The sequence below is a fragment of the Zwartia panacis genome (assembly GCF_030410395.1).
In the GTDB taxonomy this organism is placed as follows: domain Bacteria; phylum Pseudomonadota; class Gammaproteobacteria; order Burkholderiales; family Burkholderiaceae_B; genus Zwartia; species Zwartia panacis.
Genome location: NZ_JAUHHF010000004.1, coordinates 185,109 through 205,929 on the forward strand (window position 1 = coordinate 185,109; position 20,821 = coordinate 205,929).

Annotated in this window: 16 protein-coding genes and 1 tRNA gene; 9 read left to right on the forward strand and 8 right to left on the reverse strand. The window is 51.1% G+C overall.

Annotated elements, in window-relative coordinates; genetic code table 11:
- Nucleotides 1-116 precede the first annotated feature (116 nt).
- The 4 genes from clpX to QWY30_RS07945 all read right to left on the reverse strand — a co-directional run bounded on the left by clpX (nt 117) and on the right by QWY30_RS07945 (nt 3,569).
- Nucleotides 117-1,415 carry an ATP-dependent Clp protease ATP-binding subunit ClpX gene (gene clpX, locus QWY30_RS07930; protein WP_290239899.1) on the reverse strand — a complete coding sequence of 433 codons (1,299 nt, stop codon included), beginning with the start codon at nt 1,413-1,415 and terminating at the stop codon, nt 117-119.
- 31 nt (nt 1,416-1,446) lie between these two features.
- A complete protein-coding gene (gene clpP, locus QWY30_RS07935) occupies nt 1,447-2,103 on the reverse strand; it encodes an ATP-dependent Clp endopeptidase proteolytic subunit ClpP (RefSeq protein WP_290239900.1) in 657 nt (218 codons plus the stop codon).
- Nucleotides 2,104-3,414: a trigger factor gene (gene tig / locus QWY30_RS07940; protein ID WP_290239901.1), complete on the reverse strand. Its 1,311-nt coding sequence runs from the start codon at nt 3,412-3,414 to the stop codon at nt 2,104-2,106.
- A 68-nt stretch (nt 3,415-3,482) separates the two neighbouring features.
- Nucleotides 3,483-3,569: transfer RNA gene (locus QWY30_RS07945), tRNA-Leu, on the reverse strand.
- 75 nt (nt 3,570-3,644) lie between these two features.
- On the opposite strand from QWY30_RS07945, the gene dapC reads away from it, so the two are divergent.
- The 4 genes from dapC to QWY30_RS07965 all read left to right on the forward strand — a co-directional run bounded on the left by dapC (nt 3,645) and on the right by QWY30_RS07965 (nt 8,666).
- Nucleotides 3,645-4,856 carry a succinyldiaminopimelate transaminase gene (dapC, locus tag QWY30_RS07950; protein ID WP_290239902.1) on the forward strand — a complete coding sequence of 404 codons (1,212 nt, stop codon included), beginning with the start codon at nt 3,645-3,647 and terminating at the stop codon, nt 4,854-4,856.
- Between the two features lie 75 nt (nt 4,857-4,931).
- The gene (gene dapD / locus QWY30_RS07955) at nt 4,932-5,753 is read left to right on the forward strand and encodes a 2,3,4,5-tetrahydropyridine-2,6-dicarboxylate N-succinyltransferase (RefSeq protein WP_290239903.1); all 822 of its coding nucleotides are present in this window, start codon (nt 4,932-4,934) and stop codon (nt 5,751-5,753) included.
- 34 nt (nt 5,754-5,787) lie between these two features.
- A complete protein-coding gene (gene prmB / locus QWY30_RS07960) occupies nt 5,788-6,696 on the forward strand; it encodes a 50S ribosomal protein L3 N(5)-glutamine methyltransferase (protein ID WP_290239905.1) in 909 nt (302 codons plus the stop codon).
- On the forward strand, nt 6,693-8,666 hold the full coding sequence (locus tag QWY30_RS07965) for an ABC-F family ATP-binding cassette domain-containing protein (RefSeq protein WP_290239907.1): 1,974 nt from the start codon (nt 6,693-6,695) through the stop codon (nt 8,664-8,666). Before prmB ends, QWY30_RS07965 begins: the two co-directional genes overlap by 4 nt.
- Nucleotides 8,667-8,699: 33 nt before the next feature.
- On the opposite strand, the gene QWY30_RS07970 is transcribed toward QWY30_RS07965, so the two are convergent.
- From QWY30_RS07970 to purN, 4 genes are all read right to left on the reverse strand, one after another.
- Nucleotides 8,700-10,964 carry a UvrD-helicase domain-containing protein gene (locus tag QWY30_RS07970; protein WP_290239909.1) on the reverse strand — a complete coding sequence of 755 codons (2,265 nt, stop codon included), beginning with the start codon at nt 10,962-10,964 and terminating at the stop codon, nt 8,700-8,702.
- Nucleotides 10,961-12,160 carry a DesA family fatty acid desaturase gene (locus tag QWY30_RS07975; protein WP_290239911.1) on the reverse strand — a complete coding sequence of 400 codons (1,200 nt, stop codon included), beginning with the start codon at nt 12,158-12,160 and terminating at the stop codon, nt 10,961-10,963. Before QWY30_RS07975 ends, QWY30_RS07970 begins: the two co-directional genes overlap by 4 nt.
- Before the next feature lie 126 nt (nt 12,161-12,286).
- Entirely contained in the window at nt 12,287-13,639 is a 1,353-nt protein-coding gene (locus QWY30_RS07980; protein ID WP_435433379.1) for an RsmB/NOP family class I SAM-dependent RNA methyltransferase, read from the reverse strand.
- A gap of 269 nt (nt 13,640-13,908) precedes the next feature.
- Nucleotides 13,909-14,574 carry a phosphoribosylglycinamide formyltransferase gene (gene purN / locus QWY30_RS07985; RefSeq protein WP_290239916.1) on the reverse strand — a complete coding sequence of 222 codons (666 nt, stop codon included), beginning with the start codon at nt 14,572-14,574 and terminating at the stop codon, nt 13,909-13,911.
- Between the two features lie 44 nt (nt 14,575-14,618).
- On the opposite strand from purN, the gene QWY30_RS07990 reads away from it, so the two are divergent.
- The 5 genes from QWY30_RS07990 to QWY30_RS08010 are packed head-to-tail and all read left to right on the forward strand — an operon-like array spanning nt 14,619 to nt 20,816.
- The gene (locus tag QWY30_RS07990; protein WP_290239918.1) at nt 14,619-15,584 is read left to right on the forward strand and encodes a bifunctional riboflavin kinase/FAD synthetase; all 966 of its coding nucleotides are present in this window, start codon (nt 14,619-14,621) and stop codon (nt 15,582-15,584) included.
- Entirely contained in the window at nt 15,574-18,420 is a 2,847-nt protein-coding gene (gene ileS / locus QWY30_RS07995) for an isoleucine--tRNA ligase (RefSeq protein WP_290240105.1), read from the forward strand. Before QWY30_RS07990 ends, ileS begins: the two co-directional genes overlap by 11 nt.
- A 2-nt stretch (nt 18,421-18,422) precedes the next feature.
- Nucleotides 18,423-18,959: a signal peptidase II gene (gene lspA / locus QWY30_RS08000; RefSeq protein WP_290239920.1), complete on the forward strand. Its 537-nt coding sequence runs from the start codon at nt 18,423-18,425 to the stop codon at nt 18,957-18,959.
- Entirely contained in the window at nt 18,943-20,148 is a 1,206-nt protein-coding gene (coaBC, locus tag QWY30_RS08005) for a bifunctional phosphopantothenoylcysteine decarboxylase/phosphopantothenate--cysteine ligase CoaBC (protein WP_290239922.1), read from the forward strand. The genes lspA and coaBC overlap by 17 nt, the downstream gene beginning before the upstream one ends.
- Before the next feature lie 17 nt (nt 20,149-20,165).
- Nucleotides 20,166-20,816, forward strand: a complete 651-nt coding sequence (locus tag QWY30_RS08010) for a DedA family protein (RefSeq protein ID WP_290239924.1) — start codon at nt 20,166-20,168, stop codon at nt 20,814-20,816.
- The last annotated feature ends 5 nt before the right edge of the window (nt 20,817-20,821 follow it).

Below are 20,821 nucleotides of genomic sequence, written 5' to 3' on the forward strand. Positions count from 1 at the left end.
AATAGCCTAAATTTCAAGTTACATACCCCCATAAATACAAAAGCCCCTAAAAAGGGGCTGGGTACTGTATCACTGAAGCACCAAAAAGCAACGAAGATGGTGCTGCAAAATCTTACTTATGCAGCAACATCCCGAACTGCGGGCCTTTTAACCTCTGGTTTGGGCTCGTTTTCATCCGCATAGACCAACAAAGGTTTCCCCTCGCCTGAAATCGAAGCCTCGTCAAGCACAACTCGCTTGATATTACCCTGAGTAGGCAGTTCGTACATCGTGTCAAGCAGCGCAGACTCAAGAATCGAGCGAAGTCCTCGGGCACCTGTTTTCCGCTTGATTGCCTTGCGAGCAATGGCTTTTAAGGCGTCTGGACGAATTTCAAGCTCTGCACCTTCCATCGCGAAAAGTTTCTGGAATTGCTTGACCACTGCATTTTTAGGCTCAGTCAGAATTTGCATCAGCGTGTCTTCATCGAGCTCTTGCAAAGTCGCAATCACAGGCAAACGACCAACAAGTTCCGGAATCAGACCAAACTTAACCAAATCTTCGGGCTCAACCTCAAGGAAGGTATCCCCGGTTGATCTCTCTGCCTTGGACTCAACCGAGGCACCAAAACCGATCCCAGAGCGCTCAGTGCGATTGCGAATGACCTTTTCCAGACCATCGAATGCTCCACCAACAATAAAAAGAATGTTGGTCGTATCGACTTGAACGAAATCTTGGTTAGGATGCTTTCGGCCACCTTGTGGAGGGACCGAGGCCACCGTACCCTCTATCAGCTTTAACAATGCCTGTTGAACACCCTCGCCCGACACATCCCGTGTGATGGAGGGGTTGTCAGCTTTGCGCGAAATCTTGTCGATTTCGTCAATGTAAACAATCGCGCGCTGAGCTTTGTCGACTTCGTAGTTACAGTTTTGGAGGAGTTTTTGGATAATATTTTCAACGTCCTCACCAACGTATCCAGCTTCGGTCAGCGTTGTAGCGTCCGCCATGACGAACGGTACGTTCAACTGACGCGCCAAAGTCTGTGCAAGCAAGGTTTTGCCTGAACCCGTCGGACCAATCAATAAAATATTGCTTTTGGATAGCTCAACGCCATCACCCTTGATTTCACCGTGGCGAAGGCGTTTGTAATGGTTGTAGACAGCCACAGCCAACACGCGCTTTGGCGCCGTTTGACCAATGACATATTGATCTAAGAAAGCCTTTATTTCAGCAGGGGTAGGCAGGTCGTTTTTAATGGACTCCTGCGCATGAGCTTGCGCCTCTTCACGAATAATGTCATTGCACAAATCAATGCATTCATCGCAAACAAACACTGAAGGACCCGCTATCAGCTTGCGAACTTCGTGCTGTGCCTTGTTACAAAATGAACAATGCAAAACTTTAGTCGTTGCTGATCCTTTTTTTTCGGACATAACGTTCCTGTAGGTCTTAGGCCGGACTGTATTAAACAGAATCCGCGCGTGAGGTCAGCACTTTGTCGATCAAACCGTAGGCAACTGCATCAGGCGCTGACATGAAATTATCGCGTTCAGTGTCGATACCAATTCTCTCGACTGACTGACCTGTATGTTCTGCCAACATCTGATTCAAACGTTCGCGCAAATCGAGAATTTCACGCGCTTGAATCTGAATATCAGAGGCCTGACCTTGTGCACCGCCAGATGGCTGGTGAATCATGATGCGCGAGTTTGGCAGGGAGAAACGTTTACCTTTCTGACCTGCAGCCAACAAGAATGCACCCATACTGGCTGCAAGTCCCGTGCAAAGTGTTGACACTTCGGGCTTGATGAAGCGCATCGTGTCATAAATTGCCATGCCAGCATAAACCGATCCGCCGGGTGAGTTGATGTAGAGAGCGACATCCTTATCAGGATTTTCGGACTCTAAAAACAGCAACTGTGCGACAACTAGATTAGCGGACTGATCATTGACAGGTCCAACTAAAAAGATCACGCGTTCCTTGAGGAGGCGTGAGTAGATGTCATAGGAGCGCTCACCGCGGCCCGATTGTTCGACGACCATCGGTATGTAGCCAAGTCCGGTTGGGGTCACAGAGGATCCGCCGTGCATGGATGCATAAAAATCGGTAAAACGTTGCATTTAGGTTGTTCCCATCACTTGATCAAAAGGAACCTGCTCATCTTCGACCTGAGCCTGGGCGAGTGCATGTTGGACAACGTTGTCCTCAAGCACAATGCCTTCGACCTCAGAGCGGCGAGCACGATCCGAAAGATAATAGCTCACAACTTCAGCAGGTTTTTCGTAATTCGCGGCGAACTCTTCAATACGCGCACGCACCTGTTCAGGTTTAGCCTGGAGCTGAGCTTTTTGAACGAGTTCGGAAACCAACAAGCCCAGGCGAACGCGCCGCTCAGCCTCAGCAGTGAATGCATCAGCCGGAATAGGCATCTTGTCAGCGTTTGGAACACCACGCTGTGTCAACTCAGCACGAGCTGCTTGAACACGAGCCTGACACTCGCTTTCAACCAAGGACTTGGGCACATCGAATGTCGCCGCACCGATCAGAGCATCCATGACACTATTTTTGGTGCGTGCGAGCGTACGGGCCTTAACTTCGCGCTCAATATTGCCTCGGATGTCAGCCAACAACTTTTCCACATCGCCTTCGGCCTGGCCCAGAGACTTTGCGAACTCCGCATCAACAGCAGGCAAAATTGGCTCGGCAACTTCCTTGACCGTAATGGTGAACTCTGCAGTTTTGCCAGCCACGTCCTTGCCACCGTAATCAGCGGGGAAAGCAAGCGGGAAAACCTTTGACTCTCCAGCCTTGAGACCGCGAACCGCGACTTCAAACTCTGGCAGCATGCGGCCCTGTCCCAAAACAAAAGGGAAATCTTCAGCTTTTCCACCGTCAAAAGGAACACCATCGATCGTTCCGGCAAAATCCAAGGTCACTCGATCGCCGTCAGTGGCGACACGACCTTCACGGGCGGCGTATTCTGCGCGCTGCTTGCGAAGGATATCCACTGTACTTTGCACTTCGGCGTCACCGACATGAGTCACGGAGCGCTTGATTTTAAGTGTGGACAAGTCTGGCAGCGTGATTTCGGGATAAACCTCGAAAACAGCATAGAAAGCCAAAGTACCCTCAGGTGTTCCTTCGGTTTTGGGCTCAAGCTTGGGAGAACCGGCAATACGCAATCCGGAGGCTTCAATCGCCTGTTCAAAAGCCTGACCGACCTTGTTATTGATCGCGTCATAACGAATGCCAGCAGCGTGAGTACGCTCAAGCATCGCCATCGGGACTTTTCCAGGACGGAAACCGGGGGCTTTGGCAGTCCTGGAGACTCGCTTGAGTTCAGCCTGAACAGCTTTTTCTACGTCGGCCAACAAGACCGAGATTTCAATGCGGCGCTCTAGGCCGGAAAGGGTTTCAACCACAGGTTGCATGAAAATCTACCAAACAAAGAGGACGGAAAGCGCAGCAAAAAAGCCCACGCCGAATAAAGGAACGGGTTTGGTGCGAAGGGCGGGACTCGAACCCGCACACCTGTTACGGCGTCAGGACCTAAACCTGGTGCGTCTACCAATTTCGCCACCTTCGCAATAGCCAGACATTGTAGCGCACACTAAGCGTGTTTTCCGCCCCACCCTGTCATCCAACTGGTTAAAATGTCGTCATGAATCCCCGCCTAGATACTTTGCAGCCCTATCCGTTTGAAAAACTTCGTGCCTTACTGGCACAGTCAAACCCTGCCGCCTCGGGCTTGCGGCCAATCAATCTCTCGATCGGAGAGCCTAAGCACCCTGCTCCAGCTTGCGTGAAAGACGCCATTATCGGCGGTTTGGACGGCTTGTCCGTCTACCCTCCAACCAAAGGCGACCCAAAACTTCGCCAAGCGATCAGTGCATGGATTAGCAAACGCTATGGTATTCCCCAGCTGGATCCGGAAACACAAATTTTGCCTGCACTAGGCTCCAGAGAGGCTCTATTCGCCTTTGGTCAAGTCGTTCTGGACGATACAAAAAACGGATTGGTCGTGTGTCCAAATCCTTTCTACCAAATTTATGAAGGCGCTGCGCTCCTCGGGGGGGCCACGCCTTATTACGTTAACTCTGATCCGAAGAAAAATTTTCGATGCGACTGGACCACGGTCCCAGCAGAAATCTGGTCACGCACCCAACTTTTATTTGTATGTTCGCCGGGAAATCCAGCTGGCAACGTTATGCCACTCTCCGACTGGAAGATCTTGTTCGAGCTCTCAGACAAGTATGGCTTTGTCATTGCATCCGACGAATGCTACTCAGAGATCTATCTGGATGAGAGCAATCCGCCACTAGGCGGCATGCAAGCCGCCCATCAGCTGGGACGGACCGACTTTCGCAATTTGATGAGTTTCTCGAGCTTATCCAAACGCTCAAATGTGCCGGGGATGCGTTCGGGCTTTGTCGCAGGCGACGCCAAGCTCATTTCTAAATTTTTACTTTACAGAACTTATCATGGGAGTGCGCTCTCCCCCGTTGTATCGACAGCCAGTATCGCGGCGTGGAATGACGAAGCCCATGTGATCGAAAACCGTGCCCAATACCGGGCAAAATTTGACGCTGTGCTGCCGATCCTCCAGCCCGTTCTGGACGTAGCACGCCCGGATGCATCATTTTATCTTTGGGCTGGCACACCCGGACCGGACGATGTGTTCGTAAGAGATCTTTTGACGCATACAAATGTCACCTTGCTCCCAGGCAGTTATGTTGGACGTATCGTTGACGGAGTCAATCCTGGCCTAAACAGAATTCGTATCGCCTTGGTTGCCCCACTTGCTGATTGTGTCGAAGGCGCCGAACGCATCGCCGAATTTGTACGCAAACAATATCCACAGGCTATACGTTAAGCACACAACATCATTACTTTTTAATCAATAGCCAAATATCCAAGCTTATTTTTTGAACCCTTACATAGGCAAATCATGACTCTCGATCTTCAAACAACCATCGAACAAGGCTGGGAAAACCGCGCCAATTTGTCACCCTCGGCTGCTGATGCAGCTGTTCGAGAGGCCGTCGAACACACCATCGACGCCCTCGACACAGGGCGTTTGCGTGTGGCTGAGAAAATCAACGGCAAGTGGGAAGTCCATCAGTGGATCAAGAAGGCTGTTTTGCTTTCTTTTAGACTGTATGACAATGCTGTGATGGGTCAGGCACCCATGCAGTTTTACGACAAGGTTCCCCTGAAGTTTGCCGAATACGGCGATACTGCCTTTAAAACAGGCGGATATCGTGTCGTTCCTCCCGCTGTTGCCCGTCGCGGAGCATTCATCGGACGCAACGTTGTGTTGATGCCTTCCTATGTCAATATCGGCGCATACGTCAATGAAGGAACGATGGTCGATACATGGGCCACTGTCGGCTCCTGCGCGCAGATCGGAAAAAATGTTCACCTGTCTGGCGGCGTCGGAATCGGCGGAGTACTTGAACCACTCCAGGCCAACCCAACAATTATTGAGGATAACTGTTTCATTGGTGCACGCTCAGAGGTTGTAGAGGGTGTGATTGTTGAAGAGAACTCTGTATTGGCCATGGGTGTATTTTTATCTCAGAGCACGCGTATTTACGATCGCGAAACAAAAGAAATTCATTACGGTCGGGTGCCATCGGGTTCGGTCGTTGTTCCAGGCTCTTTGCCTGCTGCAGATGGATCACATAGCCTAAACTGCGCAATCATTGTCAAACGCGTTGATGCGCAAACCCGCGCTAAAACAAGTATCAATGACTTGTTGAGAGCCTAATGAGCGTTTCAATATTTTCAGGCTTGAATCTGGCATGACCCATCCGATGGACAGTTCACGACAGGCGCTTATCAGCGTGAGGGATTTAATCCGCTACGCTGTTTCACGCTTTAATGAACACAAATTATTTTTTGGTCATGGCTCAGACAATGCCTGGGACGAAGCCGTTTATTTGGTGTTACATGCTTTGCATTTGCCACCCGATCAGCTTGAGCCCTTCATGGCAGCGAACGTTTTGCCATCTGAACGTGATGCAGCGCTCAAACTGATCGACTTGCGGTGCGAGCAACGCTTGCCTGCACCGTACCTCACGCATGAAGCCTGGTTGCAGGGATATGCATTTCATGTGGATCAGCGCGTAATTGTGCCGCGCTCTCCTATCGCTGAATTATTGATGAACCAACTCAGCCCATGGATTACAGATCCCTACGAGGTCACGGGTATCCTCGATCTGTGCACCGGGTCTGGTTGTCTGGCGATTATCGCAGCCCATCAATTTCCCGAGGCTTTTGTCGATGCGACAGACATTTCCAAAGACGCGCTAGATGTTGCATTGATCAATGTCATGCAACATGGTCTCAAAGATCGTCTGAACTTGCACCACGGAAGTCTCTATGACCCATTGCCCGTGTCTGCTCAGTATGACCTGATTATTAGCAATCCTCCATATGTCAACTCTGCATCCATGTTGACACTTCCCCCCGAATATCTGCACGAACCATCGCTTGCGCTCGCAGGCGGGGATGATGGCATGGACCTCGTTCGTACCATTATTGAACAAGCGCCTGCCCACCTGACTGATAATGGCCTACTGTTGATCGAAATCGGGCATGAGCGGCCATATTTCGAAGCTGCATTTCCTGAGCTTGAGCCTGTTTGGCTTGATACAGCCGAAGCGTCTGATCAGATCCTACTCCTGACTAAAGAGCAATTGACACCGTGATTCGTGCTTCAGGTTTGACGGTTCGTCGTGGCTCCAAGGTATTACTGGATCAAACTGAGTTCGTCGTTCATCCAGGTGAGCGCGTAGGTTTCGTCGGCAAGAATGGAGCGGGTAAATCGACGTTGTTTGCTCTGCTTCAACATGAAATCGAAGCTGATGCAGGCACATTAGAAGTGCCTCAGGGCTGGCGTATGGCGAGTGTCAAGCAGGAAATCGCTGCCAGTAATGATTCGGCACGGGAGTTTGTCATTGATGGTGACACACACTTGCGTGCGTTACAACACGAACGTCGTGAACTTTCAGAGGCACTTGAAAATGAGCCAGAGCGTTCCGAAGCGCTTGGAGCCAGAATCGCTGAACTAGAATCCGAACTCATCGAGGCTGGTGCATGGACGTCAGCGTCGCGAGCCGAGCAGCTTCTTGCGGGTCTGGGATTCTCGCCGAACCAATGGAGTCATCCCGTCGACAGTTTTTCAGGGGGCTGGCGCATGCGACTGGCTCTCGCGCGCGCGTTGATGGCTCCATCCGAGCTCTTGTTACTTGACGAACCTACAAACCACCTTGACCTGGATGCCATGCTTTGGCTGGAAAGGTGGCTTGGATCCTACCCTGGTACTGTTTTACTCATCTCCCACGACACCGAATTTCTGGACGCTGTCGCTCAAACTATTCTTCATTTCGATCAAGGCAAACTCAATCGTTACAAAGGTGGATACCAAGACTTTGTCATTCAGCGTTCTGAACGCCTGCGGCAGACAAAAATAGCTTGGGAACGTCAAACTCGTGAAACAGCGCGTCTTCAAGGCTTTATTGACCGATTTAAAGCAAAAGCATCTAAAGCCAAACAAGCACAAAGCCGCGTGAAGGCCTTGGCCAGAATGGAGTTACTGGCACCGATTCATGCAGAGTCGGGCATCGACATCCGTATTCCATCGCCAGAGGAAATGCCTGATCCTCTTCTCGTTCTTGACGATATGCAGGCTGGATATACCAATGATCAAGGGGTGAAGATTCCGATTCTGCAAAACGTACGCTTGATGGTGAGAGGCGGTGACCGTATTGGCATTCTGGGTGTAAACGGTGCAGGAAAGAGTACGCTCGTCAAGACTTTAGCGGGCGAACTAGAAGTACAAGCAGGTAGCCGCAATGCCTCGCGAGGACTCGAAGTAGGATATTTTGCACAACACCAACTCGATATGCTTGATCTTGAAAGCAGTCCTCTTCAGCATCTCGCACGAATCGCCCCTCAAACGCGTGAACAAGAACTGCGTAACTACCTTGGCGGCTTTGGTTTTGGTGGCGATCGGGTGATGGATAAAGTTGCCCCGATGTCTGGAGGCGAAAAAGCAAGACTGGCGCTTTCCTTGATTGTCTGGCAAAAGCCTAATCTTTTACTGCTGGACGAACCGAGCAATCACTTGGATGTTGAAACTCGTGAAGCTTTGACAACTGCTTTGGCTGAATTTGGCGGGAGCATGTTGCTCGTCTCGCACGATCGACACCTGCTGCGCACGACCGTTGATCGTTTCTGGATTGTTGCCGATGGGAGCGTCCAAGAGTTTGATGGCGATCTGGAAGACTATCGTGACTGGTTAGCAGAGCATCAAGCCAATGCCAAAAAGCAGGAAACCTCTTCGAATGCAACGATCGGAGCAGAACTTACCAGTGCGGATCGCAAGCAACAGAAACGCGATGAAGCTCAAGAAAGACAGCGTACTTCAGCCTTAAAGAAACCCATTGAAGCGAAGCTCGTAAAGATCGAGAAAGAACTTGAATCCATCCAGAATCAATTAAAAACTCTCGATATGGTAATTGCAGATCCTGATCTGTACACGGATTCTCGTCGTCAGGAACGCGTTCAAACCCTAGCTCAGCACGGAGAACTGACGAAAAGACATGACGAACTCGAAGAAATATGGCTCGAGCTTCAAAGCGAGTTAGAGTCAATTGGTATGAATACAAACTCCTGAATGAGTCTGCACCAAGCACACAGAGAATTAAAGCTAGCTTTGAATAATCTCTAGCTTCGCGACACCAAGAGCAAGGGTTTTCGTTCCAACATCTCGAAACTGAATTTGCGCCTGGGCATCAAGGCCACTACCTGATAGCCCGAAAATAGTGCCCTCACCAAATCGCGCATGCTTCACACCCTGACCGACACGAAACTGTTGACTACCGACCGTGACACCCGAGGTTGAACTGCGGACAATAGCAGGGGCCCGTGCGACGTTCCCTTGTCTTGCATACGCATCAAAACCAGAACCTCCAGACTTCCATCGTGGTTCGGAATCACTCAACCCTTGTTTGGGGGTCAGCCATTTCAAATGTTCTTCCGGGATTTCAGACAAAAACCGTGAACGCATTGCGTAACGCGTTTGTCCATGCAGCATACGACTTTGCGCGAGACTAAAGTAGAGACGCTCACGCGCACGAGTAATCGCCACGTACATGAGACGACGTTCTTCTTCGAGTCCCGCTTGCTCGAGAATACTGTTCTCATGGGGAAAAAGACCTTCCTCAATACCAGTGATGAAAACGGCATCAAATTCAAGTCCTTTCGCAGCATGAACTGTCATGAGCTGAACCGCATCCTGGCCTGCCTGGGCTTGATTGTCACCGGCTTCGAGAGCGGCATGAGACAAAAAAGCCATCAACGGAGAAAGTCCATCAAAACCCTCTTGCATCGGATCTTCAAGTCCGGCCTTCTGGACAATTTCCCCGGCCGGTAAACCACCCATATCAGACTCAACAACAAAAGCAGCCGCAGCAGTGATGAGTTCTCGAAGGTTTTCAATTCGATCCGCACCCTCGCGATCCAGTTCGTAATGAGCAATCAAGCCACTGTGTTCAATGACGTGCTCGACCAGCTCAGGCAAGGGCAAGCTTCGCGTTTCATCCACAAGACGTTGAATCAACAGAGAGAACTGAGCAAGATTAGAGCCTGCTTTGCCCGGGACTCTTGCAACTGCCGCGCTTAGGCTCGTGTCATAAGCCTTGGCTTGGTCCCCAAGGAGTTCAAGCGTTCGAGCACCAATACCTCGTGGCGGGAAATTAACGACACGCATCCAAGATGTGTCATCGTCCAGATTAGCCATCAAACGCAAGTAGGCAAGCGCATGTTTAATTTCTTGCCGTTCGAAAAAGCGTAAACCACCGTAAACCTTGTAGGGTACGCCCGCAGAGAATAAAGCATGCTCGATCACCCTAGATTGAGCATTGCTTCGATACAAAATGGCGATTTGACTCCGGTCACGGCCATCAGAAATTAATCCGCGAACCTCTTCGACCAACCACTGTGCTTCGAGCAAATCAGTTGGCTGCTCAACAACGCGGATTTGCTCACCTTCGCCCTGCTCTGTCCATAAATTTTTACCCAGACGACCCGTGTTGTGGCTGATTAATGCATTCGCTGAGTCAAGGATGTGACCAAAAGAACGATAGTTTTGCTCGAGTCGGATGACCGTGCCTTGGGCATAATCGCGTTCAAAATCAGCCATATTGCCAACATTCGCACCTCTGAACGCATAGATCGACTGGTCGTCATCACCCACCGCGAACAAGTGCGCGCCGCCACCTGCGAGCAGCTTCAACCATTTGTATTGAAGCGTATTGGTATCTTGAAACTCATCGACCAAGATGTGTTTGAAACGACGTTGATAGTGCTCGCGAATCGGTGCGTGGCGCGATAGCAATTCATAGGCGCGAAGCAAAAGTTCAGGAAAGTCTACGACACCTTCCCGTTGGCATTGCGCCTCATAAAGCGTGTAAATCTCGATCAATCGGCGACGAAAGCTATCGTAGGCCTCGACATCACCAGGACGCTGACCATCCTCCTTCGCTCCATTGATAAAGCGCTGAACATCACGAGGTGGGTACTTATCATCGTCGACACCGTTCGCCTTGAGCAATCTTTTAATCGCTGCAAGTTGATCAGCCGTATCAAGGATCTGAAAAGCTTGTGGTAATCCTGCATCGCGATGATGCGCACGCAACATTCTGTTGCACAGACCGTGAAATGTTCCAATCCAAAGACCACGGGTATCAATTGGCATGATGGCTGACACCCTGCCAACCATTTCTCTGGCGGCTTTATTTGTAAAGGTAACGGCCAAAATGCCCAGCGGACTCACTTGACCGGTCTGTATCAGCCAAGCCATTCGGGTAGTCAGTACCCGAGTCTTACCGCTACCAGCCCCCGCCAACACGAGAGCGTGTTGGGCGGGTAAGGTGACTGCGTCTCGCTGAGGTTCGTTAAGCTTATCGATCATGCCGCGTAGCGGCGAAGACGCAACGCGAATTCCTCAAGACTTGAGATACCACTTTGCTGCGCGCGCTGACACCAAGCCTGCAAATCATGCAAAAGTTGCTCACTTGAGGCCGTGGAACTATCCCAGAGTTTCACCAGATCGTGGCGCATCTGGACAAGCGTGGATAGCGAGTCACTTTGCGACAAAGCCTGGTCGATGCGCGCACGTTCGGCTGGCGCAAGGTTTTCCTCGCCTCTTCCTAGCCAGTGGGTGGCTGCAGCTAAAGCATCGGCCTTACTGTCTGCCTTGGATGCTTTGAGACGTGCGAGTTCGTCCTTGCATGCAGTTTTCATGATGCCTGTATAACGGGCAAGGATTTCATAACGGTGGGCGATGACACCCTGAAGCGTACGCAGATCGACGCCGGCTTTGCCTGAGGACTCAAGGCGAAGCTTGGGAGCGACTTTTTTAATTTTGGCTAGACCTAAGGCCTTTAAACCCAAGATGTAAATCCAACCTATATCCAACTCATACCACTTGCTGGAAAATTTGGCGGATGTGCCATGGGCGTGGTGATTATTGTGAAGCTCTTCTCCACCAATCAGGATACCCCAGGGAAAAACGTTGGTACTGGTATCAGGACTCGCAAAGTTGCGATAGCCCCAATAGTGTCCGATGCCGTTGACCACGCCTGCAGCCCAAAAAGGGATCCAGGCCATCTGAATCGCCCAGATTGTCAGGCCGATTGAACCAAACAAAGCAACGTCAATGACGAGCATCAAGAGAATGCCACGCGCGCTGAAGCGGGAATAAACCTGACGTTCAAGCCAGTCGTCAGGCGTACCGTGCCCGAACTTTGAGATGGTTTCAGCATTTTTGGATTCGTGGCGGTAGAGCTCGGCGCCACTAAATAAAACTTTCCCAATGCCATAAATCATTGGTGAATGAGGATCACCGTCACGTTCACAGCGCGCATGATGCTTGCGATGGATTGCAACCCACTCCTTGGTCACCATGCCGGTGGTCATCCAAAGCCAGAAGCGGAAGAAATGCATGACGGCCGGATGAAGATCCAGACCGCGATGTGCTTGGCTCCGATGGAGAAAAATGGTGACCGCAACAATGGTGATATGGGTCATACCCAAGGTGTATAGAACCACCTGCCACCAATTGGCCTGTAGCAAACCGCCTGCTGCGAAAGAGATAAAGTCGTTCATGTAAGTGTCTGTGATCCAAGACATTAAGTTAGATGTAATTTTATCCCAGACAGCCCCTCTCTGCTAGTAAAACCCCCGAAGTTTTTGCGCAAAATCAACTATTTAAGGCTTAACAGGTGTTAACTCCTAAACATCCTCACGACTAATTTTTATTTTGTTTTCTGTCTCTGCCAAACTGTTTGACTCTAAGGTCTGAATCTCTTCTGACTCAGTATTTTTTAATGTGGCGCTTTTCTTTCTCTCAAAAATTGCGGCAAAAAACCCGTCTGTGCCATGTACATCGGGCCGCAAACTCAGATAAGGACCCTCGATGTGCAGATTCGTCCGCGAAGCAAGAATAGGTGCAGCGTCAATCAGTTCAAAATCAGGATGATTGGCTAAAAATAACTCAGCCTGGTCCTGATTTTCTTCTTTGAGCAAGCTGCAAGTCGCGTAGACAAGTCGTCCCCCGGGGGCTACGCAGCGGGAAGCACTTGCCAAGATCTTAGTCTGCAAAGCTGTGAGCTCCTGGAGACTCTGGAGGGACTGTCGCCATTTCAAGTCAGGGTTACGACGCAAGGTTCCCACACCACTGCAAGGCGCATCGACTAAAACACGCTGCGCTTTGCCCGCCAGACGTCGCACGCGGGTGTCGTTTTCATGCTCAATTGCTACGGGGACAATATTGGAGAGACCACTGCGAGCAAAACGAGGTTTAGCCTTGGCTAAACGCGTGGCAGAAACGTCAAAGGCGTATAACCTTCCTGTAGAACGCATCAGCGCGCCTAGTAGCAGTGTTTTGCCTCCCGCTCCCGCACAAAAATCAATCACCATTTCGCCACGCTTGGGGCCCACAAGAAGTGCGAGTAACTGGCTACCTTCATCTTGCACCTCAATCAACCCGTGCTCGAATTGGTGCCACTTGTTCATGGCGGGCCGCCCTTTCAGACGGATGCCCCATGGCGAGTATGGTGTGGCGACAGGAGCATGTCTCACCCCATTACCCTTGATCAAGTCAGCTAACATTTCATCGCGGTCAGCCTTCATGGGATTGACGCGAATATCAAGTGGCGCTGCTGTGTTGAGGGCTGAGGTTAGAGCCTCAAGTTCAGGCATATCCTTGAGCCGATCGAACAACCAATCAGGCAGACTGCTACGCACTTGCAATGACAATGATTGCTCTTCAATTTGAGCAATCCTGTCAAGCCATGCCAGCTCGCCCACATCCAATACAGGACGTACCTTTTCGGCCCCCAATATGGCGATTGCGCCCTGTATCGCCAGACGACGTACGGCATTGCCAACTCCACTCTCACCGAGCTGGCGATAGCGGCGCAAATGTCGCAGCACATCATAGACAACCTCGGCGACCTCGGCCCTGTCACGAATACCAAGCTTGGGATGCGCTCTGAACCAATGGGAAACAATTGAATCCGCCGCAAACCTCCATGTCAGGACCTCTTCAAGAACCTGGCGGATCTGATCTAGCCGAACGGTCATCACGGGCTGGCGAGGCTTTGGAACGTATGTGGAAACGACGGGTAATTTGTCTTGGCTGGCAATCTGAGCCGATGTTTGCCCGGGAAACGCACGTTCTCCTGACGGACGACTGCCGCGAGGCTGAGCATTCATTAGTCTTTCAGTGGCAGAACCCGGTCTAACCGCTCCAGCTGAAGCGCTCAGCGCAGCGGCACGCGCGGCATCTTTTTTATTGCCTCGCCCTGCTCCTGTCGCGCCATGCGGCCGACGGCCGGGTTTGCTGGGATTGCTCATGATTGATGGCCTGAATTAAAAAGTCGTGTGGTGACGCCGTCAATCTGAACGCGTTGATCGCTGGTCAGATGTACACGGCCCTGTGCAAGCCAACAGGCAACTTGCGGATAGATGGTGTGTTCCATGCTGAGTACACGTGCTGCCAATGTCTCAGGCGTATCGTCACACAGAACAGGAACAACACCCTGCGCAATGATTGGACCGTGATCGAGCACCGGAGTGACAAAGTGTACGGTGCATCCATGGGCTTGAACTCCCGTAGCCAATGCTTGGGCATGCGTATGCAAGCCGGGGAATGCGGGTAAAAGTGAAGGATGAATATTAATCAGCCGACCTGCGTATCGCTCAACGAATCGAGGTGTCAAGACCCGCATGAACCCCGCCAACAGGACATAGTCAGGGTCAAAAAGGTCAATGGAGGCAGCAAGAGACTCGTCGAAAGCGTCCCTGGAGGGATACGCAGTATGGGCGAGCCCGATTGTTTCGATCCCCTGTCCTGCCGCCCAGACCATACCTGAAGTTTCAGCCCGGCTGGCAATCACCGCTGCAACCTCTGCGTTGCAAGCGCCAGATTGACACGCCTGAACAATCGCCTGCATGTTGGACCCTTGTCCAGAGATCAAAATCACAAAGCGAGGGCGTAAATTTTTAGGGTCGGGCATGGTATTCCAAGATAAGGCTAGTCTGAAATTGTAAACTGTCACCCGTGAAAACCATTCTCAGCATTTTTCGCCAAGCTCCCGCGCCAGATTTACGCCTGCCTTGCGCCTTGTCAATTGGTAACTTTGACGGGGTACACCGTGGGCATCAGGCCATGATTGCCCAAGTCTGTGAGGCAGCGCAACGTCTCGCGCTCTCCCCGACGATTCTCACGTTCGCTCCCCATCCCAGGCAATATTTTGCCAATTTGAATCGCCGACCTGAGCTCTCACCCCCACAAATCACCGGTCTACGTGACAAATTGACTGCATTGGCGCAGTCTGGAATCGAACGAGTCGTGCTCGCACGCTTTAATCAAGCAATGGCGGAAATGTCGGCCTCTGACTTTGTCACAAAATGGCTGGCGATCGAACTGAACGTCCGTTGGGTTCTGGTTGGCGAAGACTTTAAGTTTGGTCGCCAGCGTGCGGGGGACGTGAATTTGCTCAAATCGCTGGGAAATCTATGCGGCATCGAAGTGCACACATTGAGTGACATCACAGATGATCATGGACGTCGTATTTCAAGCTCTGAAGTGCGTGCAGCCCTCGCAGAGGGAGATATGAGCCGAGCCGCAAACCTGCTGGGACGCCCTTATGGGATGACTGGACATATTATTCACGGTAAAAAGCTTGGCCGCACGCTTGATATGCCCACGATGAATATGCGCGTCACCCCGCGCTGCGCCGCGAGATCTGGGATATATGTCGTTCGCGCCCACGGCCTGGGGCCTGATCCGCTTCCTGGGGTAGCCAGCCTGGGCGTCCGTCCGACTGTCGAAGATGACGGGAGAATTCTGCTTGAGACCCATTTATTTGATCTGAATGTAGACGCATACGGTAAACTCGTGCGCGTTGAACTCCTGCAGCATCTGCGGGATGAAGAAAAGTTTCCCGATCTGCCAACCTTGACTGCCGCCATGCATGCCGATGCGCAGCATGCGCGCGCTTACTTTGCGCTCCATGGACTATAAAAACACACTCAATCTGCCCGACACTCCTTTCCCGATGCGTGGGGACCTCCCGCGTCGAGAACCCTTATGGGTCGCGCAATGGCAAGAAAAAAAGGTCTATCAGGCTATTCGTGACGCCAGTCGCGGCAGGCCGACCTTTTTACTGCATGATGGTCCTCCCTATGCAAACGGTGACATCCATATTGGTCATGCAGTCAACAAAATTCTGAAAGACATTATCGTCAAGAGTCGGAATATGGCAGGGTTTGATGCTGCTTACGTTCCTGGCTGGGACTGCCACGGCATGCCCATCGAAATCCAGATTGAAAAGAAATTTGGAAAACATCTGCCTGTCGCTGAGGTCCAGTCCAAAGCCCGAGCCTACGCGCTCGAACAAATCGAAAGACAGAAAAAAGACTTTGAGCGGTTGGGAGTATTGGGTGACTGGAATCGTCCTTACTTGACAATGAATTTCAGCAACGAAGCAAACGAAATTCGCGCGCTCGGACGTATTTTGGAAAAAGGCTATGTCTTCCGGGGACTGAAGCCTGTTAATTGGTGTTTTGACTGCGGATCTGCGTTGGCAGAAGCTGAAGTTGAATACGCAGACCGCAAAGACCCTGCTGTTCACATCGCCTTTCCTTTTGCAGATCGTCAGGCAATTGCCAAGGTTTTTGGACAGCCTGAAGTAGGCGCTGGTGCGATTGTCATCTGGACGACGACGCCATGGACAATTCCTTCGAACCAGGCTCTGAATATTCATCCTGAATTCAAATACGCACTTGTCAAAGTCTCTCCCGCACCATCAACAGGATCGCTCTTGATTCTGGCCTCAGATCGTGTTGAGGCGTGCCTCAAAGAATGGGGTCTTGAGGGCGAAATTGTCGCTGAATGTGTCGGCCAAGCGCTCAATCAAATCAACTTTGAGCACCCTCTGGCAAACTTTCACGAAGGCTACAAACGCCTGTCACCCATTTACCTGGGTGACTATGTCACGCTAGACACTGGCACGGGTGTCGTGCACTCTGCACCCGCCTATGGTGTCGAGGATTTCCTGTCTTGCAAAGCACACGGCATGAAGGATGCGGACATCATCAATCCTGTGATGGGTGACGGAAAATACGTGCCCTCCTTACCTGGTTTCGGAGGTCTCACCATTTGGGAAGCTAATCCTAAAATCGTCGAGGCACTAACCGAAGCGGGAACGCTCCTCAAACAAGAGCCCCATACACACAGCTACATGCATTGTTGGCGTCACAAGACTCCCATCATTTACCGTGCAACCAGTCAATGGTTCGCGGGGATGGACGTTACACCTAAAGACGGCGGACCGACTTTGCGTGAAAGCGCACTAACAGCGATTGACGCTACGGCTTTCTATCCAGCCTGGGGGCGTGCCCGCCTTCATGCGATGATCGCCAACAGGCCTGACTGGACCCTCTCCAGACAGCGCCAATGGGGCGTACCTATGGCGTTTTTCATTCATAAGGAAACGGGAGCACTGCATCCAAACACGCCAGCATTGCTCGAAGAAGTTGCCAAACGTGTTGAAAAATCAGGTATCGAGGCTTGGCAATCCATTGAACCCGAAGATTTACTCGGCGCGGATGCCAAAGATTACGTAAAAAATCGAGATACCCTGGATGTCTGGTTTGACTCAGGCACGACGCACGCCACAGTCCTCGGCGGCGCTGACAACCAGCACCACGGCTCACATGGAGAGCTCCCTTGGCCAGCGGACATGTATCTCGAAGGCTCGGATCAGCATCGTGGCTGGTTTCATTCCTCCTTGCTTACGGGTTGCATGCTTGAGGGACGAGCACCCTACAAAAGCCTGTTAACGCACGGTTTTGTGGTGGATGGCCAGGGTCGAAAGATGAGTAAGTCTGTCGGCAATGTCATCGCCCCACAAAAGGTATCAGACAGCCTCGGTGCTGAAATTCTGAGACTGTGGGTGGCAAGCACGGACTATTCGGGGGAGCTGTCCATCTCGGACGAGATCCTAAAACGCGTTGTTGAGAGTTATCGTCGCATCCGCAATACGCTCAGATTTTTACTTGCGAATCTCGCTGACTTCGATTCAGCACGTGATGCCATATCGCCGGAGGAGATGCTGGAGATCGATCGCTACGCATTGGCAATGACTTTGCAAATGCAGAAAGAGGTTCTGTCCGATTACGAGCATTATGACTTCCACCCTGCGATGTCGCGCCTTCAGAATTTCTGCTCGGAAGATCTTGGTGCGTTTTACCTCGATGTACTGAAAGACCGCCTGTACACCTCGGCTCCACGCAGCCATGCTCGACGCTCAGCGCAAACCGCTCTGCTTCACATCACTCAGACTTTACTCAAGCTGATGGCCCCGGTACTGTCTTTTACCGCTGAGGAAGCCTGGGGAGTTTTGCTCAACTCAACACTGAAGTCTGCAACAGACATTGGTCGAATCACCATTTTCACGGAATGTTTTCACACGCTTCCACAAATTGAGAATCCAGAATCACTACACCAACGATGGTCCAGATTGCGCGAAATTCGCGCCATGGTGATGCGCAAACTTGAAGATTTGCGCAGTGCCGGCAGCATTGGTTCCTCCTTGCAAGGCGAAGTTGATATTGAGGCAAGCGGCGAAGATCTTATCTTGCTTCAAAGTGTTTCTGCACAACTGCCTTTTATCTTCATTGTTTCCCGTGTAGGTGTAAAAGCGGGAGCTGGAGAAATCATCATACACATTGCTCCCTCGACGCATGAAAAATGCGAGCGTTGCTGGCATTGGCGCGATGACATCGGTCAAGACCCCACTCATCCTCACATATGCGGTCGCTGCGTAGAGAGTCTGAATGACGCTGCATCATCCTGAAGATGGTCAATATCAAACAGGAAAATGAATCCGCCAACATCCTCCCAAAACGCTACAGCGGTTTGGGTAGATGGCTATTCGTGGCGATTTTCCTGATTGTCATCGATCAGTTCACTAAAATCGGCTTTGATCATGCATTGCGATATGGGCAGCGTATCAACATATGGCCATTTTTTGACCTAACTTTGCTCTATAACAAAGGCGCTGCATTTAGTTTTCTGGCTGACCAGCCAGGCTGGCAGCGATGGTTTTTTACAGCCCTGGGTTTGGGTGCCAGCATATTTATAGTCTGGATGATGCATACGCACCGCACGCAGCATCGTTTTTTGTTCGCGCTTTCATTGATTCTCGGTGGAGCGCTTGGCAACGTGATCGATCGCATCGCCTATGGTCATGTGATCGACTTTTTGCTTTTTTACTGGCGAGATTGGTACTACCCTGCTTTCAATATCGCCGACACTGGCATTACCGTCGGTGCTATTCTTTTAGTCATCGATGAAATTCTTCGCCTTCGGGGTCAGCATGCAAGATCTTCATGACAAACGACTTGTATTGGGTTTAAGCGGTGGCATAGCCTGCTACAAGGCGGCAGATCTAGTGCGTCGACTCATCGAACGCGGCGCTCAAGTTGATGTGGTGATGACTGAAGCCGCGACGCGCTTTATCACTCCCGTCACAATGCAAGCACTCAGTGGTCGTCCAGTATTTGTCGACGCCTGGGATAGCCGTGTTGACAACAACATGGCACACATTCAACTCTCACGTGGTGCGGATGCGATTCTGATTGCTCCCGCATCAGCTGACTTTATGGCCAAGCTCGTGCAGGGACGCGCAGATGATTTGCTGTCAACCTTATGCCTTGCTCGCGCATGTCCGCTTCTTGTCGCGCCTGCCATGAATAGAGAAATGTGGCTTGCTGCGCCCACGCAACGAAATGTCCAGCAACTTGCCTTGGACAAAGTCAAAATATTGGGACCAGGTTCGGGAGAGCAAGCCTGCGGCGAGACTGGCGATGGTCGCATGCTTGAACCTCTGGAGATCATCGCTGAACTCCGACGCTTTTTTCAACCGAAACATTTTGAACGCTTGCGTGTCTTGCTGACTGCAGGTCCAACTGTTGAACCGATTGATCCCGTTCGTGTCCTGAGTAATCGTTCCTCCGGGAAAACAGGCTATGCACTCGCACAGGCAGCCTGGGAGGCAGGTGCTGAAGTCACACTCGTGTCTGGACCGACTGCATTGCCGTGCCCTTATGGAGTCACCCGCATCAATGTCGAATCCGCACAACAAATGCACGATGCCGTCATGCAAAATCTAAACGGACAAGATATTTTTATCTCAGTTGCTGCGGTCGCTGACTGGCGGATAAAAAATGTATCTCCAGAAAAAATCAAAAAAGATGGCAAGACCACGCCAAACATTGAGTTTGAGGCTAACCCGGATATTTTGGCGAATGTAGCGACACAAAAAAATGCGCCCTGGTGCGTAGGTTTTGCAGCTGAAACTGAAAATTTATCTGAATTCGCGCACGCCAAAAGGCTTCGTAAAGGCATTCCAATGTTGATTGGAAATCTGGCACAACACGTGATGGACGCTGATCACACGACGGTTTCAATCTTTGATGATCGAGGCGAACACGCGCTCGCATTGAACTCCAAGCAAAAAGTCGCGCAACAACTTGTCAGTGAAATCGCGCAACGCTATCAACAATCACGCACGACTCGTTAATCTTTCCAGGCAGCCCTATGCAAGCGCTGATCGACCAACTCGTCTTATTCATTCAAAACAATCAGGCTTGGGCTGGATTTGTCATTTTTTTGATGACTTTTGGCGAGTCGTTATTCGTTGTGGGTCTTTTTATTCCTGCGACCGTACTTTTATTTGCGACAGGCACTTTGATGGCCACAGGTACGCTTGATTCGGGAACAATCCTGATATGGGGCGTGATTGGCGCAATCGTGGGAGATGCCCTGTCATTTTGGTTAGGTCGCTGGATGGGACCTAAAGTGTTAAGGCACAAGCACCTGAATCCCTACAGACGCAAAGTTGCCCGAGCCCGCCTTTTTTTCTATCGCTACGGTTTTTTCGCAGTGCTCATCGCTCGCTTCCTGGGTCCCTTGCGCTGTTTTATCCCAACTGTCGCAGGCGTCATGGGGATGCCTGAATTACGTTTTCAACTCGCGAACATCATTTCAGCGATCTTATGGTTACCCGCTCTGCTGGCACCTGGTTACCTGGCAACTCGTGGCGTTGAAGCCATTAAAGATGGCAATCATGCGACCGTATATTCTTTAGTGGGTCTGACAGTCATCGGGATCATTACCTGGCTAGTGATTCGCCAACGCCGCGCGATCGAGGAGCGCAAAGCCGCTTCACGAAGACGTCATCGATCATGACAACC